Source organism: Oscillospiraceae bacterium (genome assembly GCA_035353335.1).
In the GTDB taxonomy this organism is placed as follows: domain Bacteria; phylum Bacillota; class Clostridia; order Oscillospirales; family JAKOTC01; genus DAOPZJ01.
Map to the genome: position 1 here is coordinate 51,413 of DAOPZJ010000003.1, position 18,241 is coordinate 69,653.

The window sequence follows — 18,241 nt, forward strand, 5'->3', positions numbered from 1 at the left end:
CTGTTCACTGTTAACTGTAAACTGTTAACTTATAATAAAACATTGCGTTTTTCACTTCACCAATTGTCCCACATCGGCCGCCGCCTCGGTACCCTCGGGGAAGAAATAAGCATCGAAAATGGCCTTGGCCACATTGGCGGCCTCGCCGCCATGCCAGCCATGTTCAACCACAATGGCGACTGCGATCTGCGGGTTATCGTAAGGTGCAAAGGCGAGGAACACCGCGTTCGGGGAACCGCTTGCGACTTCGGCGGAACCGGTTTTGCCGCCGACTTTGATCTTATAATCTCCGAAAACACCGGCGCCCGTACCATCGAGGGTCACGCTCAGCATGCCTTGTCTGACATAATTGATATTTTTAGGGTCCAGTTCCACCGTCCCTGCCACTATCGGCTCGTCAGCCAACAGCGTCCGGGTTCCGTCTTTGGAGACCACTTGTTTGACGATACGCGGCTGATAACGGATGCCGCCGGTGCAGATGGTCGCGATGTAGTTGGCCAATTGAAGCGGCGTAAACAGGTTGTCGCTCTGTCCGATGGCGGCCTGCAGTGTATCGCCGGGCACCCATTTCTGGCCGATGGAAGAGCGGTAAGTGACGCCCGCTACGATGCCGGCGCTCTCGGGGAGGCCGATGCCGGTCTTCTCGCCGAGCCCGAACGATTTGGCATAATTCTCGATGACCTGAATCGTGGTCCTGCGGCCCACTTCAAAGAAATAAAAGTTGCAGGAAACCGCGAGCGCATGTTCCAGCGAAATCCACCCGTGTGTCCCCAGGCATTTGGGCTGATAATCTTCGTAGTAGGTGTAAATATGGGTGCAGTCGATCTGGGTGCCCGGCGTGATGGTGCCGGTCTCAAGCGCCGCAAGCGACACCAGCGGCTTGTAGGTCGAGCCGGGCGGATAAACGCCCTGAAAGGCGCGGTTAAAAAGCGGCTGATTAACCGTATTCAAAACCGCATCATAATCTTTGAGCAGGTCATTGATGCTGTAGGTCGGATAGTTGGCCGCAGCCAACACATCTCCGGTGCCGATCTCGATCACGACCGCAGCACCCGCGTCGGCGTCGGCGCCCTGATTGTCGCCGTAATTCCCCTTTTCGGCAATCTTCTTGATGGTCTCAGCCAGCGAGTCCTGCGCCGCCTTCTGCAGATTACTGTCGATGGTCAGGACCACGGTTGCCCCGGGAATGGGGGCCCTGGCTTTTGTCACTGCCGTCTCCGGGTCGTCGGAGTTGGTGACGGTTGTTCCGTTCGTTCCTCGCAGATAGCTCTCCGTCATTTTCTCCACGCCGCTCTTTCCGACCTGGTCGTCGAGTGAATAACCCTGTGTTTTAAGCTCACTGTATTCCTCGGCATAGATCGGGCCGGTATAGCCGATGACATGGGCGGCGATATCGGGCATGTAATAAGTGCGTTCGGGTACCGCGGCGATATAAATTCCCGGCAATAATTCATTCTGCTCCTTGACTGCCGTAATCGTCGCCATCGAAACATTTTTCGCAATCGAAATCTGCTTATAAGAGGAAAACCCGCCGATCTCCATCTCATAACGAACACCCATGACCGTGCGCGCATCGGCTGCGGAGAGTCCGGTCAGATCATATCGCCCGGCCAGCGCGTCAAAACAGTTCTGCGCCGTGGCGTAGGGCTGTTTGTTTAAAAATTCCTTTAATTTGGCGACATCGTCGTCCCGGTCGGGCATAAACTGCGGATTCGCAAAATCCCCGTTCAGGGGCAAGCTCTCGGAAAGTATTTCGTTGTTGTCCGCAAGGAGTTTACAAAGCCGAAGAATGACTTCGATGCGCTTTTCTCCGTCGCTGCCCGACGGAAAACTCCCGCGCCGGATGATTACCGAATAGCTCATGCTGTTTCCGGCGATGATCCTGCCGTAACGGTCGGTGATCTCGCCGCGCGCGGCTTCGACGCTGATGGTTTTTTCCTCGCTCTGTTTGGCTTGCGCCGCGATGACGTCGGTCTCGATGATCTGGAACTGCGCAAACCGCCCCGCAAGGACCGCGAAAAGCACCACCGTGACGGTGATGATCGCGATCATGCGTATGTTTGCGGTTTTTTTGCCCATATAGAAACCTCATCCCGATCCGGATGTTTTATCCGGTTCTGCAAAGCTGAATTTGTGCCCTTCTGCCGACACGAAAAGAATAAAAACCCCGTCCGGGAGATAAAATACTTCCCGATTTAATCGCTCAGCCGGTCATAACGGGTTTTGATCCAGACGACCAGCCAATAAAGCGGTGCGATAAACAAAACAGTGTATAAAATTGAGGGGAGAGTGCGCGACCAAAGCGAAAACGCGGTTCTGTCGATTCCGGCAAGCCAAACAAACAGCACCCATTCGAAAAATTTGATTAAAACTGTTGCTGCGGTCCCCAATAAAAGCGCGGTCGCAAGATTGTTTCGCATTACGGTTCGAATCAGAACACCGGTAAAAAAACAAAAAATGACCATCGCGAGCGGAAAATATCCGGCCGTTCCCATATGGATGATATCGAAAAAAATTCCGCACCCGAGTCCGAAATAGGCGCCTTTGAACGGCCCTTCGCAGATAGCGGCCAACAGCGCCCAAACGAGCAGAAAATTCGGCCTTGCGCCGTATATCGCGGGCAAAAACCCCGCGCTTTGAATCAAAAAGAACAAAAATCCGAGTCCGCAGTACCAGAGCCACTTGAATAATCCGGTGCGCGTCGAAAACCCCTGTTCCATCGCAATTACCTCGAAGCCGTGCCGGAGGAGGTTTGTCCCGGAGACGTTTGTCCGGAGACCGGATTTTGTGAGGCTGTTACGGAGGAATTCGTCGGCCCGGCTTCGGGATTGAAGCCGACGACGACAAGAACGTCCTTCAGTTTCGAAAAATCGGCCGACGGCGTCAATACTGCATCCATGGCAAGCCCCTGATCGTCCGCGACGACCCGCTGCACGACTCCCGCGACAAAACCCTGCGGAAAGATACCGCCGAGTCCGGAGGTTACAACGATATTGCCGACCGCAATCAAACTGCCTTTCGGTAAGTACGCGAGCTTAAACAACCCCTGCGCTGCGAGTGCGCTGTCGCCGGTCAGAACGCCGAAATCGCCTGAGACGATGTCGTATCCGCCGATATTGCAATCGGGTGAGAGCAGGGTGGTAACCTTGCTGTGGTTATAGGAGACCTCGCTGACATACCCGACGACGCCCGCCGTCGTGACGACGGCGTCTTTTTCCTTGATGCCGTCTTTGCTGCCTTTATTGATGGTAAACGTCCCGTAATATTCTCCGCCGTCGCCGCTGATGACGGTTGCGCCGGTCATCTTCAACTCCGGCCGCTGTTCGGTGATGCCCACGATCTGTCGCAGTTGATCGTTTTCACGCTTCAGTTCATCATAATCGGCAAGCTGCTGCTGCAATTGCGCAACCTGCGCTTTTAATGCCTCGTTTTCTGCCGCGGTTGCGGTTTTATCGGAGAAATAGACGCCGAGTCCGGAGAATCCGCCTTTGAGTGCCGAGGCGAAACTTTGAAACGGAGATGTCAGGTTTCCGAGCCAGTCGGACGGCAAAGGAAGATTGCGGCCGCTCGCGGCGCTCCCGATCAAAAGACCGGCAATCACCACGACGATCGCAACCAGAATTTTAAACGCTCTTCCCTTGAAAAACTCCTTCATCCTCGGCTCTCCAATCCGGCTGGGACAGGTCGTTTAACGCAGCCGCGAACTGCGGGTGTCGGAAATATGCTCGTAATATTCCAGCGCTTTCCCCGCGCCCTCCGCCACACAGTCGAGCGGGTGCTCTGCGATATGAACCGGAATTCCGGTGTCCATGTTGATAAACTTGTCGATGCCGCGCAGCAAAGCGCCGCCCCCGGTCAGCATCATGCCGCTGTCGATGATGTCCGAAGCGAGTTCCGGCGGGGTGACTTCAAGGGTCGACCGGATCGTCTCGAGGACGGCAGCCAGCGGTTCGGAAAGCGCCTCGCGCACTTCCACCGCGGTGATCGTAATATTCTTGGGCAGCCCGTCCAACAGGTTGCGCCCTTTGATATCCATGCTTCCGCTCTCCTCTACCGGAAATGCGGAGCCGATTTTGATCTTGATGTCTTCGGCGGTACGCTCACCGATCAGAAGGTTGTATTTTTTCTTGATATACGACACGATCGCGTCATCGAACGCGTCTCCTGCGATCCGGACCGATTTGGCGGTGACGATGCCGTTCAGGGAGATCACGGCAACCTCGGTCGTGCCGCCGCCGATGTCGACAACCATGCTTCCGACCGGCTCGTCGATGGGAAGGCCTGCTCCGATAGCAGCTGCCATCGGCTCTTCGATGACCTTGGCTTCTTTTGCGCCCGCCTTCAGCGTCGCTTCATGCACACTGCGCCATTCGACCTCGGTCACGCCGGAAGGTACGCAGACCATCACGCGCGGACGGCTCCAGAAACCGCTGCCCGAGACTGCGCGGATAAAGTGCTGAAGCATGCTCGCGGTCACGTCGAAGTCCGCGATGACGCCGCCCTTGAGCGGGCGGATCGCCTCGATGGAGCCGGGCGTTCTTCCGATCATCTCTTTTGCCGCGGTACCGACTGCTTTCACCTCATCGGTGCGCACGTCGAGCGCGATGACCGACGGCTCACGCAGCACGATTCCCTTGCCCCGGACGTGTACCAGCGTGTTTGCGGTGCCGAGATCGATGCCGATATCCTTTGTAAACATTGTTTTCTCTCCCTTTATTGATCAAAAAATCGGAAATAGAATATTCCTGATATATTATAGTACATTCGACTTGTTTTAACAAGAGTTTTGCCCGGTGCCTGCATACTGAACCCGGGTTAATTCTGACTGACTTTCATTTTCAAATACGCGGTGATGAATCCGTCGAGCTCGCCGTCCATGACCGCGTTGATGTTGCCCATCTCGAAATCGGTGCGGTGATCTTTGACCATCGTGTAGGGCATGAAGACGTAGGAGCGGATCTGGCTGCCCCAGGCGATTTCCTTCTGAACCCCCTTGATGTCGGCGATGTTTTCAAGGTGCTGTTTTTCTGCGATGTCCACGAGCTTGGAACGCAGCATTTTCATGGCCGTGTCGCGGTTTTGGTATTGACTGCGTTCGGTCTGGCAGGAGACGACGATTCCGGTCGGAATGTGGGTGATGCGAATCGCCGACTCGGTTTTGTTGACGTGCTGACCGCCCGCGCCGCTGCTTCGGTAGGTATCGACCTTTAAGTCCTCGTCTCGAATTTCCACGTCGAGATCATCCGAAATTTCGGGCACAACCTCAATCGCTGCGAAGGAAGTATGTCTTCTTCCGGAGGCGTCAAACGGCGAGCAGCGTACCAGCCGGTGCACGCCGGATTCGGACTTGAGATATCCGAATACGTTTTCGCCGGTGATCAGAATCGAGGCGCTCTTGATTCCGGCTTCTTCTCCGTCCTGATAATCGAGAATCTGATATTTATAACCGTGCCGCTCGGTCCAGCGGGTGTACATGCGGTAGAGCATCTGCGCCCAGTCGTTGGACTCGGTGCCGCCCGCGCCGGGGTGGAAGGTCAGAATCGCGTTGCTGTTGTCGTATTTACCCGAGAGAAGCAGCGTGAGTTTTTTCTCTTCCAATTTCTTTTCATACGCCTCGACAGCGGCCTTGACCTCATCGAGCATAGACAGATCCTCGGTCTCATTGCAGATCTGCGCCAGCGCGACGCAGTCTTCGTAATCGTTTTTGAGCTTGTCACAGGAAGCAAGTTTTGATTTTATCCCGCCGATTTTTTTCATCAGTACCTGAAGACCGGCGACATCGCTCCAGTATTTTTCGTCATGAGTCTGCTGTTCCAATTCGGCCAGTTCCGCCTTGAGCTTTTCATAACGGACCGCTTCAAGGTATTCGGTCAATTCCGGCTTTTTGTTTCGTAACAGAAGTAAAATTTCTTCATATTGCAGCATTTGTTTCAATCCTTTCGGTATTGCGATTTCTATTTTTGTTGTTTTAAATATTGTTTCTGCGTGCGTTTTTGTCTCATTCATGTTAAATATTATACCGCTTTGCCTCTGGACATCCGCTTATCGCCCATGATATAATGAAGGCAATTAAGGGGGCATCATCATGGAAAAGGGCCGTTTTTTCGCACTTTTATCCCGTATGAAATACATCGGCCGCTGGGGTCTGATGCGAGGAACGCGAACCGAAAACCTCTGCGAGCACTCGCTTGAGACCGTGTACATCGCTCACGCGCTGGCCGAGATTCATAATACGCTGGGCGAAAATCCGGTTGACGTGAAAAAAGCGGTGCTGTACGCCGCCTACCACGATGCGCAGGAAGTCTTTACGGGCGATCTTCCGACGCCGGTGAAATACCGAAATCCCGAAATCCGCAGCGCTTATAAAGCGGTGGAGCATGCGGCGTCCGAACGGCTTCTCAATTCGCTTCCCGACGACCTCCGGTCTTCCTACGAGCCGTTTTTGCACCCGGACCCAAGCTGTTTAGAGTGGAAACTCGTCAAAGCGGCGGACAAGCTCTCAGGCCTGATCAAATGCCGCGAGGAACTCTCTTTCGGCAACCGCGAATTTGCTGCCGCGGAGAAGGCGCAGCTTGCGGCGATCAAGGAATTAAACTTGCCGGCAGCGGAGCTCTTCGTGAAAAAATACCTGTCGTTTTACGCCGAATCGCTCGACGATCTGCTCGAGACCTGAATTCAAAACCGTTTCAAGACATGCCTCGAGGGCTGATGGTCTCCATCAGCCCTCGTGAATTTCTGTCGTCAGAGTCCCGGCTCGGGTGCGGGATTGCCGAACATGGCGCGGAATTCGTCGCCGGAGATCTTCTCGTCAATTAACAGCCGTTCGGCCACACGGTTGAGAACATCTGTATGCTCGGACAAAATTTCTTTCGCACGGTTGTAGCAGCGGTTGATAATGCCGTGAATCTCCTCGTCGATCTGAGCCGCAATGGCTTCGGAGACGTTTTGGGTATGGGTGAAGTCTCGGCCCAAAAACACCTCTTCGCCGGAATCGAAACAGACCGTGCCGAGTTTTTCCGAGAAGCCGTATTTGGTGACCATGTCCCGGGCGATATGCGTCGCGCGCTGAATATCGTTCGATGCGCCGGTTGAGATGTCGTCGAGCATCAGTGCTTCTGCCACACGGCCGCCGAGCAGTGATGTCACATCGTCGGTCATCTCGCTTTTGGTGAGTTGGCTCTTGTCTTCTGCCGGAAGATAGGAGGTATATCCGCCCGCCATCCCGCGAGGGATGATTGAAATTTCATGCACGGGGTCTTGGTTAGGCAGGAAATAGCTGACGATGGCGTGACCGCCCTCGTGATAAGCCGTCAGTTTGCGGTCCTTTTCGGTGACTTTGCGGCTGCGTTTTTCGGGGCCCATCATTACCTTGTTCTTGGCATCTTCGATGTCGTCGTTGGTGATGGCCTTGTGCTTTCTGCGGGCAGCCAGCAGCGCCGACTCGTTCAGGATGTTTTCAAGATCGGCGGGCGAGAACCCGACAGTGGTCTTTGCGATATTTTCGAGGTTGACGTCGGCCGCAAGGGGTTTGTTTTTGGCATGAACTTTTAAAACCGCTTCTCTGCCCACGACGTCGGGCATATTGATCACGATCTGCCGGTCAAAACGACCTGCGCGCAGCAGTGCCGGGTCCAAAACATCCGGACGGTTGGTTGCCGCGATAATCACAACGCCCTCGTTGATGCCGAAGCCGTCCATCTCGACGAGAATTTGGTTGAGTGTCTGTTCGCGTTCGTCATGGCCGCCGCCGAGACCTGCGCCCCTGCGTCTGCCGACCGCGTCGATCTCATCGATAAAAATAATGCAAGGAAGGTTTTTCTTGGCCTGCTCGAACAGGTCGCGCACACGCGACGCGCCCATACCGACATACATCTCGACGAAGTCGGAGCCGGATACCGCGAAGAACTGAACCCCCGCTTCACCCGCGACAGCTCTTGCAAGCAGCGTTTTACCGGTGCCCGGAGGCCCGACGAGCAAAACGCCCTTTGGCACTCTTGCGCCGAGCGCGGTATACTGGCCGGGGTTTTTGAGGAATTCGACCACCTCGGTCAGTTCCTCTTTTTCCTCGTCCGCGCCCGCAACGTCGTCGAAAGTGACCTTGCGTTTTTCGTCGGACGCTGTCTTATATCTGGCCTTGCCGAAATTGGCGATTTTCCGTCCGTCGCCGCCCTGTTGGCGCATCATGAAATAATAAAATGCGAACATCGCACCGATGAGCAGGACATACGGAATCATCGAGACCCACCACGCGGTTTGAGCCGCCGGCGTATAGTCGAACAAAACCGGGTTTTTCGCGCCCTCGGTGGTTGCGTTGTATTCGATGGCATCGGCTCGGTACTGCGCCGTGTCTTCCAAAAACAGCGTGATGCTCGGGACCTTGTAGGTAATCGGTTCCTTGGGTTTGTCTTTCAGGGTGACGACCAATTCGCCGGTTCCGAAGTCCAGCGTGTGTGAGGCGACCTGATCGTTCTGAAAATAATTGAGTATCTGTGAATAAGTGGTCTTCTCCTGATTGCCGAGTCCGTTGACCATCCATGAAATCATCAGAAGAATCCCGAGGCAGACGGCTCCGTAAAGGAAAATCCGTTTGAATTTGGTCATTGTCTGTTCCGTGCCTTTCCGGCAGTGCCGAATCAATAAATTGCAACACTTGCGGTTACACCGTAAGATAGTATGTCTCCGGGAAGCGGTCTCTATCAGAGATTATTTTTCGTAAACCGAGGGCTTCAAAATCCCGATGTAGGGCAGATTGCGGTATTTTTCATCATAATCGAGCCCGTAACCGACGACGAATTCGTCCGGAACGGTGAAGCCGACATAATCTGCCTTGATGTCGGCCTGTCTGCGCTCGGGTTTATCGAGCAGCGCGCAGATTTTAATGGTCTTTGGCCCGCGCAGCGCGAGGGTCTTTTTGAGATAGGAGAGGGTCATTCCGCTGTCTAAAATATCCTCGATGATCAGCAGGTCGAAATTTTTAAGCTCGAGGTTCAGATCTTTGATGATCTTGACGACACCGGAGGTCTTCACCCCGGAGCCGTAGCTGGACACGCACATAAAATCGATGGAGCAGGGGATGTCGATATTGCGCATCAGATCGGCCATGAACACGACCGCGCCTTTGAGCACGCTGACAAGCAGCAGATTTTTTCCGCGGTATTCCTCGCTGATCTGAGCGCCCAGTTCGGCGACCCGTTTCGCAATTTGTTCCTCGCTGAGGAGAATGTTTTTAATGTCGTTTTTCAAAAGGCCTGTCTCCTTTTTGAAGAATTTAACCGATCTCGACGGACATTGCCGTACAGCCCGTAACGACCGTATATCGCTCGTCCGTGCCGAATCGCTCGACAAACACCGGCCCGTTGTCGTCTGCGATGACGATCAGTCGGTTTCGCATCGAAATCGGAACTCCGTACTCGTTGTACCATTTTTTCAGCGGTTTCCCGATGCCGTTCGAGCGGAAATAATCTCCGGGCATACGGCTTCGAGCCACGAGCTGTCCTGTTATTTTATCACAATTCAGTGAAGAAATAAAGTGCAAATTGTTGTTTTTTTCTTCGTTTTGGCAGATTTTAAGGGTGATTCTGCGTCCGTTGATCCAATTCTCGCCCACCCCGAGGACAGTCGGTACCATCTCGTGCACCTCTTCGCCGGAAGTCAGCAGTCCCTTGCAGGCGTTCAGCCGGATGCCGCAGAGCGTGCGATGGCCGCCGCCGGACTTGATCAGCCGTTCGGCCTCAATGATGTCTTTATAGGTCGGCGACGCCCCTTTTTGCGTAAACCACATTGCAATCGCACGGGTCCGCACCGGAACGCCTGCCGCCGACAAAATCGCACAGCTTGTCCCTGCTTGATTTTTCGCCTCAGCAAGCAGCGCCTCCGCTGCCGCAGAGAGATAATCATCATCTTCCCTCAAAAGCTGCGCAGTGCGCGCCGCGCATTCGACCGCCGCCGGGTTTAAAGATGTGAGTACCGGCAGAACCTTGTGACGGATGACGTTTCGCGAGCAGTCATCGGTCAGATTCGTGCTGTCGATGACATATAAAATGTGATTTTCCTTGCAGTAATTCAAAATTTCAGCCCGGGAACAACAGAGCAGGGGCCTCGCGATGTTGTCGCGGCGCGGCGGAATGCCGCCTGCGCCCTTCAGCCCGCTGCCCCGAATGATATTCAATAACATGGTCTCCAAATTGTCGTCGCTGTTATGCGCGGTCAAAATCAATGAATGATCTTTTTCTGCTTCTTGTGCTAAAAACCGATAGCGCAGTTCGCGTGCCGCGGCTTCGAGCGAAAGCCCTTTTTCCTTTGCGAGCGCCCGCGTATCGCCCTCTCCGAGCGTGAATTCCACGCCTTTTCTTTGGCAGATCACGCGGCAAAATTCCGCGTCCCTTCGGGCCTCGTCCCCGCGCAGTCCGTGATTAAAATGCGCAGCCCGAACCGCGCCGCCGTGCTCTGCGGCATACTTACAGATAAAATCCAGCAGCGCAGACGAATCCGCGCCGCCGGAGAAAGCAGCCAAAAATCGGTCGTATTGGGCAAAAAGCCCGTTTTTTTCGATGAATCCCGTGATTTTTTGAATCATTGCTGCGGTTGATTACTCTCAAAAGCCGCCGAGACGAATTTCGTGATTTTGCTCTGGTAATACAGGTTGATCGTGCTGGTCGGGCCGTGCCGGTTCTTGCCGATGATGCATTCGGCCTGATTGCCGGACTCAGCTAACGGATCGTAATAATCTTCGCGGTATAAAAACATGACTACGTCGGCGTCCTGCTCGATCGAGCCGGACTCGCGCAAGTCGGAGAGCACCGGGCGGCGGTTCTTTGCGCCGCGCTGTTCGGTTCCGCGTGACAGCTGCGAAATCAAAATGACCGGAACGTTCAGCTCTTTTGCCATCACTTTGGTGGCGCGGGTCATCTCACTGACTTCGACTACGCGGTTTTCAATGCGCCGCCCGCTCTGCATCAGCTGCAGATAATCGATGATCACCAGCGCCAGATCCGGAATTCTGCGCAGCCGCGCTTTGATCTCGCTGATCGTGATGCCGGCGGTATCGTCGATGAAAAACGGCATTTTTGCCAACACGCCCGCAGCGGCGGCAAAGCTTGTCCACTCGTCCCCCGAGAGCTGGCCGGTCAGGATCGACGAAAGCGGTAAATTTGCCTCCGCGGCGATCATGCGCTGTACAATCTGTTCTTTGCTCATCTCCAGCGAGAAAACGCAGACCGCGCCTTCTCCCGAAGCCGCGATGTTCTGTCCGATATTGATCGCAAACGCCGATTTGCCGACGCCCGGGCGGGCCGCAAGCACGACCATATCCGATTTGTTGAGTCCTGACAACGCCCGGTCCAGATCGCCGTAGCCGGTCGCGATGCCGCGGATGCTCTTTTTGAGCTTTGCGCGCTGGTCAATCTCGTCGAAAACGTCGGTTAAAATGTTCTTGACCGGTACAAGGCCTTTGTAGTCGCGGCCCTGCCGGATATCGTAAATGCGCTGTTCGGCGCGCTCCAGGACGAAATCGGCCTCCTCGGTGCCCGAAGAAATGCTGTCGATGGTATCTTTCGAGGCCGCATACAGCGTACGCATGTAATATTTGTCGAGGACGATCTTGATATAGGCCGTCACATTGGACAGTGTCGGCACGATGCTGCATATTTTCAGTAAGTACTCCTTGAGCTCCTCATTGGCCATGTCGGTCTCGCCCGACAGGGCGTTCAGCACGATGATAAAATCGGGTTTTTTGGCGGTCTCAAAGGCATCCTTAATCTCGTTGTAAATCTTACGGTGCAGCGGATAATAAAAATGTTCCTCACGCAGCCGTTCGAGCACCGTCGTCAGGCATCCGTCGTCGAGCAGAGCACTGCCCAGCACCGCTTGTTCGGCTTCGATGCTGTATGGCATGCCCGGCACAATTTCGATCTGATAAAAATTTTGTTTTGCCGCTGACGATGCAGAATATTCCGCGGAACTCATGAATCCGCCCGCCCTTTCGTCCGGATTACTTCTCTTCCTGCTTGGTCACTTTCAGATTGACGGTCACCGCCACCTCGGGATGCAGCTTGATGCTTGCCGCATAATCGCCGTAAGTCTTGATCTCGGGGATCGTAATCCGCTTTTTGTCAACCTCAATGCCGGTCGCCGCGGAAATCGCCTGCGCGACCTCAGCGGAAGTGACCGCGCCGAACAACTTGTTTGTGCCGCCGCGCGCTTTGATCTCAACAGTCACACCGTCGAGTTTTGCGCCGTGATCGATTGCCGCCTGGCGCTGTTCTTTGGCATGATGTTCGAGCGACGCCGTCTTTGCGGCGACTTCCTTTAAAATCTCGGCGGTGGCCTCGATCGCCATGCCCTTCGGTATCAAAAAATTGCGCGCGTAGCCGTCTTTTGCGTTGATGATTTCGCCGGCTTTTCCGACGCTCTTGACGTCGACTTTCAACATGACTTTCATGTACTCTTCCCCTTTCAAACTCGCCTGCGGTCAGTTTTGGGTCTCGTTCTCTTCTGTGTCTGTATCCGTTTCGTTCCCGGTATAAGCCCCGATTACCCGTTCGAGACGCCTGAATGCGGCATACCGCCCGACACCCGGAAGCTGTGCCGCCGCCATGACGGAGTTCCCTCCGCCGCCCAACTGCTCCATGATCTCCGCGACATCGAGCCGCCCGTCGGAACGAGCCGAAATGCAGGCTTCACCTTCGCCTCTGTAGACGACAAAAGACGCCTTGACGCCCTTGATCGTCAGCAATTCGTTGGCGGCCTGAGGGGCCAAAACGCGGATTCCGGGCTTATTTATGCCCGCAACCGCGATTGCGCAGCCTTTTAACATCTTCGCCGAGAGCACCAGTTTCGTGCGTTGGCGGTAATGATCCAAACTGCAGCCGAATAAGTTTCGGGTATCGGTGATATCTGCGCCCATCGCGAACAGGGAACCGGCTACGAAAAAGGTTTTCGGCGTGGTCTTCTGGGTAAAATTGCGTGTATCCAGCATAATTCCTGCAGCAAGCGCCTCACATAATACCGTCGAGGGCGTCATCTCGGAATAGGAAATCAGTTCCGCGGCCATTTCGCAGGTCGAAGAAGCGCGTTCGTTATGGATAAACAGACCCTCATAATCGGTCAGATCGCTGCGCAGCTGGTGGTGGTCGACGATGACCGTGCGCTCGCAGATTTCAAATAGGAACGGGCATTCGAGCAGGGAAGCCCTGTTGGTGTCGGTGATCACCGAAAGGACGTCGGCTTTGGCAAGCTCTCCGGCTTGTTCCGGCGAAATGAAAACCTCGCTTTGCTCGGCTTTTTGGATTTTATCGATCAGCGGAACGGCAAGGTTTGTCTCGGTGTTGACGACAATGCGGGCGGTTTTTCCCATCTCCCGCACAAGAGAGTAAATGCCGTAGGCGGAGCCGAGCGTGTCGAAATCGGAGTTTTTATGTCCGCTGACGATCACGGAGTCGGATTCGAGAACCAGCTGTTTCAAGAGGAAAAAAGATTCTTTGCTGCAGCCTGCGATCTCCAATCGGACACCTCCTTGTCTTTTACGTCTTATATGGACATCGCCATGATGATCGGCACCACAATCGGGCTTCGCTTCATGGAGAAATAGATGCGCTTGGAAAGGGCTTCTTTGATTTCATTGCGGTAGATGTTGATGTCATTGACATCGCGTTTAGCGAGTTCTTCGATGATCCGGACCGCCTCGGCGCGCAGAGTTTCGAGCAGCTGTTCGGACTCCTTGACAAAGACGAAACCCCTTGAAGTAATCTCGGGCCCGACGACAAGCCGCGGGTTCATTATATCAATTACGGCAGCCACCGTCAAGATACCGTCCTGCGACAGCAGACGCCGGTCGCGCAGCACAACCGATCCGACGTCGCCGACACCGAGGCCGTCGACATAGACCCTTCCGGCCGGGACGCTTCCGACGACCGAGATGCCGTTTTTTCCCGCCTCGATGATCGCGCCGTTTTCGCCGAGCAGAATGTTTTTGCGCGCAATACCGACCGTCTCGGCGGTTTCCGCATGTTTTTTCAAATGTTTGTATTCGCCGTGCACCGGCATAAAGTAAGCCGGTTTTGCCAGCGAGATGATCATTTTCTGTTCTTCCTGGCAGGCGTGGCCGGAGACGTGGACGTCGTACATGCGCTCGTAAATCACTTCCGCGCCGAGTTTTAAAAGCCGGTTGACGATCTTGGTGACCATGCGCTCGTTGCCCGGAATCGGAGTCGCCGAGATGATGATGAAATCACCCGAATCGACCTCGACTTTGCGGTGGTCCGAAAAAGCCATGCGTGACAGCGCGGACATCGGTTCGCCCTGGCTTCCGGTGGTGATTAACACCAGCTGTTCCGGCAGGTAGTTGTTGAGTTCTTCGATATCAACCAACAGCCCGTCGGGGATTTTCAGATACCCGAGCTCCGTCGCAATCGAAAAAGTATTGATCATGCTTCTTCCGCTGACGGCGACCTTCCTTCCGAAGGCTTCCGCCTTGTCGACGATCTGTTGGACGCGATGAATATTCGATGCGAACGTCGCGATGATGATGCGCTTTTTCTCCGCGCGCTCAAACAGGCCGTCGAACGACTGGCCGACCGTGCGCTCGGAAGCAGTATAACCCGGTCGCTCGGAGTTGGTCGAGTCGGATAAAAGCAGCAAAACGCCCGCCTTGCCGAGTTCGGCAATGCGCGGAAGATCGATCATCGGGCCGATGATCGGGCTCATATCGATTTTGAAGTCTCCGGTGTGAATGATGACACCGGCCGGGGTGTAGATCGCAAGCGCGACCGCGTCCGGAATCGAGTGATTCGAAGCGATAAACTCAACTGAAATCTGGCCGAAACTCACGACGTCGCCGGGCGCGACAACACCGAACAACCGTGCGCGCTCAGGGATTCCGTGCTCACGCATCTTACCGTTAACGAGGCCGATGGTCAGTTTGGTGCCGAACACCGGCACGGCGTAATCCTTGAGCAAAAACGGCAGACAGCCGATGTGGTCCTCGTGCCCGTGCGTGATGACCACGCCGCGCAGTTTATCCTTGATCTGATCGATATAGGTCATATCGGGGATGACGACATCGACGCCGAAAAGCTCATCATCGTTCGGGAACGCCTGTCCGCAGTCGATCATGATGGCTTCGTCGCCGTATTCGATGATCGTCATGTTTTTGCCGATCTCCTCGAGGCCGCCGAGCGGGATGATGCGCACCGAAGCCGCCTCGGGGTCGCGTTCGTAATGAAGCTGGCTTCTCGGGAATTTTTTGATTTTATTTTGTCCGACCGATTGCCTGACATCCCTGTCGGATGCAGGGTGCGTAAATTTCGGATGGATTTCCTCTTCTTCATCCGGCAAAGAGGGAGACGGAGCCGGCGTCTTGCGGGATGTCTCTTTGACAGGTTCCTCCGGGACCCGATTTTTCGGCGGGCGGCCCCGGTGCCTCGGCTGCTCGGGATTTTGCGCGGACAGACCGGTATTCTCACGCTCGAACTGCGCGCCCGCAAGCGTGTCATGAATTACCGGCTTTTCGGCAATGTTCTCTTTTTCTCGAACCATTTTAAATTATCCTTTCGCGTTGGGATGCAACGAATCAATCTATATAATGCGGCTCTTGCCTGGCCGCATAATACCAAAACTGCGCAAATACGCCAATTCAAACCACCCTTGTGGAAGTTTCGGTCGGACAAATTTTAATTCTGTCTCGCGCGATAATATTTTACACGACCGCAAAGCGATTGTCAAGCAATTTTTCTTGACATTTTTCGCGGCCCTGTTATAATTTTTTTATTGTTTATTTCCGGAAGAAGGGCAACGATGGGACTTCAAAAAATCTCTTTGGAACAGAGCCGGCTTTTGAGAACGCTTGCGCCCTTCTTTTTTGCCGGAACCCTGTTATCTCCGGCTTTGCTCGCTTTCGACCCGTCGCTGGCCGGCTCGCTTGCGATGCAGATGGGAGGCACCAGCGAGATTGTCGGTTTTCAGAGCGTGGCAGTCTCGGTCTCGGCGCTTGCGGCGCTTGCGACCCCGTTTTTGATCACCCGCTTGAAATCTGCGAAAAAGACCGTTTTGCTCGGATGCCTCGGCATCCTTTTGACCATCCTGCTGTCGGGAGCAGTCACGGCTTTTTGTTTCAACGTGACCGGCGCATGGCTGCTCAATATCCTGATTTTTGTCTACGGCTTATTCTATGCGGGTTTTGTCAGCACCGGAACCGCCGCGCTGACCAAAGCCAACATCCCCTCCTCGGCGTTCACCTTTTTCAGTCCCGTGCAGGTCGCTTCGGCGTTTTTGCTCTCGGCCGCGATGACCTGGACGATGAAACTGATGATCAACGACGGCGGAATGAGCGGACAACTCACTCATCTGGTCATATATGGCGTTTCGGGGGCAATGTTCGCGTCGATATGGGGCATTTACGCCTTTTCACATCTCAGGGACGGTGCGCAGCAGGCCCAAAATGCCCCTGCGGTTTCAAAACAATACCTTGTTGAATTCAAATCCGCTTTCAAAACCAAAAAGGCGTTTCTCTTCTCGGTCTGCACTCTGTTATTCGTAGTGCTCTGGACCTCGCGCGGGCTGTACGTCAGCATCGGTTACGAAACCGATTTTGAAGCCATGACGGAGATGTATCAAAGCGCCGTCACGATTTCGATGATCGTCAAAGCCGCAGCCTTTTTTCTTTTCGGATTTGCTGCAAAACGCTGGGGCAACCGCGCCGTGCTGACTCTTATGGCCGGATTATATGTGCTATTGCCGCTTTTTGCTCTGTTGCTGCCCTTCAGTGCCTATTCTGTCGTAATTGTGCTCGCTAATGCAACAACGATGTCCTGTGTTTTTCTGGTAAATCAGCTTTTTGCCGATTCCGGAGAAGAAAATTATCCGGTTCGCTATATCTTTTTGACGCTGCTTCCGCTGCCCGTCTCGCTGGTAATGCCCGCCGCCGGCAAAATCGCCGAGGCCTCGCCCCGCATTTTTCAATATATCCTTCTCGCGCTGTCCGCATTATTGTTTGTCTTGATGCTTCTCGACTTCTTCCGCGACCGAAAAGAGCACTTCGGCGTCCCTTATCACAAACGCCCGATTCAATAACAGATTTTTTTGCAGGGGTCGGCGTCCTTGCGGTTCATATTCTCGGAAATTCTCAAATCTGAATTCTTAATTTGAATTCGAAAATTTTTAAATTAGTGAATAGCGCTATTCACTCTTCTCTTTTACTTTTTCAGCTGTATACCCGCTGCCGCAGAAAGGAGCCTCCCATGAACGAAAGAGAACGCATCTTATCCCTGCTTTCCGGAAAACAGCCCGACCGGGTGCCCTGGTTCGGGGATCTGTCCTACTGGACGATCTATCTGAGGGCTTCCGGCAATATGCCCGTCCGATACGGCAAAGAGGATTACGCCCTCCACCGCGACCTCGGTGTCGGTTTTTATCTGCAGGGCTATTTCCCGTTTAAAGAAGTGCGTAAAAATTATATCGAGGAAGAAACGCGCCGGGGAAACTCCGTCTGCAAGAAAATCACCACACCCGCAGGCATTCTGACCGGCAGTTCCGTCTACTTGCCCGATTCCTATACCTGGGCGGTCTCCGAGCACTTTGTCAAAGAAGTCGAGGACTTGAAAATCGTCCGGTATATTTACGAAAATACCGAGTATGTGCCCGATTATGAGGAAGCTCAAAACCGGTATGACAAAATCGGCGACAACGGCCTGGTGTTGTGCTATCTTCCGAAATGTCCGTTTATGGAAATGACGGCAATCCTCTCCTCCATAGAACACCTCTCCTACATCATCTCCGACGCCCCGGAGGAATTCGCCGAAACCCTCTCCGTGATGGAAACGGCGCACGACAAAGCCGCGCAAATCGCGCTTGATTCCCCCGCCGAATGCCTGATGATCCCCGAAAACCTTTCCTCCGAAGTGGTCGGCAAGTCCTTTTTCCACGAGTATATGGAGCCCTACGAGCGCAAATGGACCGCGAAAATCAAAGCTGCGGGCAAGTATTCGTTTGTTCATATGGACGGCACACTAAAGGGCTTGCTCTCCGAGGTCTCCGGCACCGGCTTCAGGGTCATGGAGGCGCTCACGCCGAAACCCTGCGGCGATCTGGATTTTGAGCAGATTATCCCCATGGTGCCCAAAGATACGATCATCTGGGGCGGCTTGCCCGGAATGCTGTTTAACGATTTCACTTCGGACGGGGACTTCGACCGCTATGTGCAAAAGCTGCTCCTGATCATGAAAACCGAGCCGCGCTTTGTGCTCGG

Annotated in this window: 15 protein-coding genes; 3 read left to right on the forward strand and 12 right to left on the reverse strand. The window is 54.2% G+C overall.

What is annotated here, in order from left to right; all coding sequences use genetic code 11:
* Positions 1-51: 51 nt before the first annotated feature.
* The 5 genes from PKH29_01395 to prfB form a co-directional block, all read right to left on the reverse strand.
* Complete coding sequence (locus PKH29_01395) at positions 52-2,079, reverse strand: penicillin-binding transpeptidase domain-containing protein (protein ID HNX13492.1); 2,028 nt, start codon at positions 2,077-2,079, stop codon at positions 52-54.
* Positions 2,080-2,195: 116 nt separating this feature from the next.
* Positions 2,196-2,720, reverse strand: a complete 525-nt coding sequence (mreD, locus tag PKH29_01400; GenBank protein ID HNX13493.1) for a rod shape-determining protein MreD — start codon at positions 2,718-2,720, stop codon at positions 2,196-2,198.
* 5 nt (positions 2,721-2,725) lie between these two features.
* A complete protein-coding gene (gene mreC / locus PKH29_01405; GenBank protein ID HNX13494.1) occupies positions 2,726-3,655 on the reverse strand; it encodes a rod shape-determining protein MreC in 930 nt (309 codons plus the stop codon).
* Positions 3,656-3,688: 33 nt separating this feature from the next.
* The gene (locus tag PKH29_01410; protein ID HNX13495.1) at positions 3,689-4,699 is read right to left on the reverse strand and encodes a rod shape-determining protein; all 1,011 of its coding nucleotides are present in this window, start codon (positions 4,697-4,699) and stop codon (positions 3,689-3,691) included.
* 116 nt (positions 4,700-4,815) lie between these two features.
* Positions 4,816-5,925 carry a peptide chain release factor 2 gene (prfB, locus tag PKH29_01415; protein HNX13496.1) on the reverse strand — a complete coding sequence of 370 codons (1,110 nt, stop codon included), beginning with the start codon at positions 5,923-5,925 and terminating at the stop codon, positions 4,816-4,818.
* Between the two features lie 160 nt (positions 5,926-6,085).
* On the opposite strand from prfB, the gene yfbR reads away from it, so the two are divergent.
* On the forward strand, positions 6,086-6,673 hold the full coding sequence (gene yfbR / locus PKH29_01420; protein HNX13497.1) for a 5'-deoxynucleotidase: 588 nt from the start codon (positions 6,086-6,088) through the stop codon (positions 6,671-6,673).
* Positions 6,674-6,741: 68 nt separating this feature from the next.
* On the opposite strand, the gene ftsH is transcribed toward yfbR, so the two are convergent.
* From ftsH to PKH29_01455, 7 genes are all read right to left on the reverse strand, one after another.
* A complete protein-coding gene (ftsH, locus tag PKH29_01425; protein HNX13498.1) occupies positions 6,742-8,601 on the reverse strand; it encodes an ATP-dependent zinc metalloprotease FtsH in 1,860 nt (619 codons plus the stop codon).
* 102 nt (positions 8,602-8,703) lie between these two features.
* On the reverse strand, positions 8,704-9,243 hold the full coding sequence (gene hpt / locus PKH29_01430; protein HNX13499.1) for a hypoxanthine phosphoribosyltransferase: 540 nt from the start codon (positions 9,241-9,243) through the stop codon (positions 8,704-8,706).
* Positions 9,244-9,268: 25 nt separating this feature from the next.
* On the reverse strand, positions 9,269-10,576 hold the full coding sequence (gene tilS / locus PKH29_01435) for a tRNA lysidine(34) synthetase TilS (protein HNX13500.1): 1,308 nt from the start codon (positions 10,574-10,576) through the stop codon (positions 9,269-9,271).
* Entirely contained in the window at positions 10,573-11,964 is a 1,392-nt protein-coding gene (dnaB, locus tag PKH29_01440; protein ID HNX13501.1) for a replicative DNA helicase, read from the reverse strand. Before dnaB ends, tilS begins: the two co-directional genes overlap by 4 nt.
* Before the next feature lie 25 nt (positions 11,965-11,989).
* On the reverse strand, positions 11,990-12,439 hold the full coding sequence (gene rplI / locus PKH29_01445) for a 50S ribosomal protein L9 (protein ID HNX13502.1): 450 nt from the start codon (positions 12,437-12,439) through the stop codon (positions 11,990-11,992).
* A gap of 30 nt (positions 12,440-12,469) precedes the next feature.
* Positions 12,470-13,501: a DHH family phosphoesterase gene (locus tag PKH29_01450; GenBank protein ID HNX13503.1), complete on the reverse strand. Its 1,032-nt coding sequence runs from the start codon at positions 13,499-13,501 to the stop codon at positions 12,470-12,472.
* A 26-nt stretch (positions 13,502-13,527) separates the two neighbouring features.
* Positions 13,528-15,534, reverse strand: a complete 2,007-nt coding sequence (locus tag PKH29_01455; GenBank protein HNX13504.1) for a ribonuclease J — start codon at positions 15,532-15,534, stop codon at positions 13,528-13,530.
* Positions 15,535-15,792: 258 nt separating this feature from the next.
* Between PKH29_01455 and PKH29_01460 the strand changes: the two genes are divergently transcribed.
* A complete protein-coding gene (locus PKH29_01460) occupies positions 15,793-17,067 on the forward strand; it encodes a hypothetical protein (protein HNX13505.1) in 1,275 nt (424 codons plus the stop codon).
* A gap of 167 nt (positions 17,068-17,234) precedes the next feature.
* Positions 17,235-18,241: uroporphyrinogen decarboxylase family protein (locus tag PKH29_01465; GenBank protein HNX13506.1), on the forward strand; the 1,007-nt coding region annotated here is incomplete at its 3' end.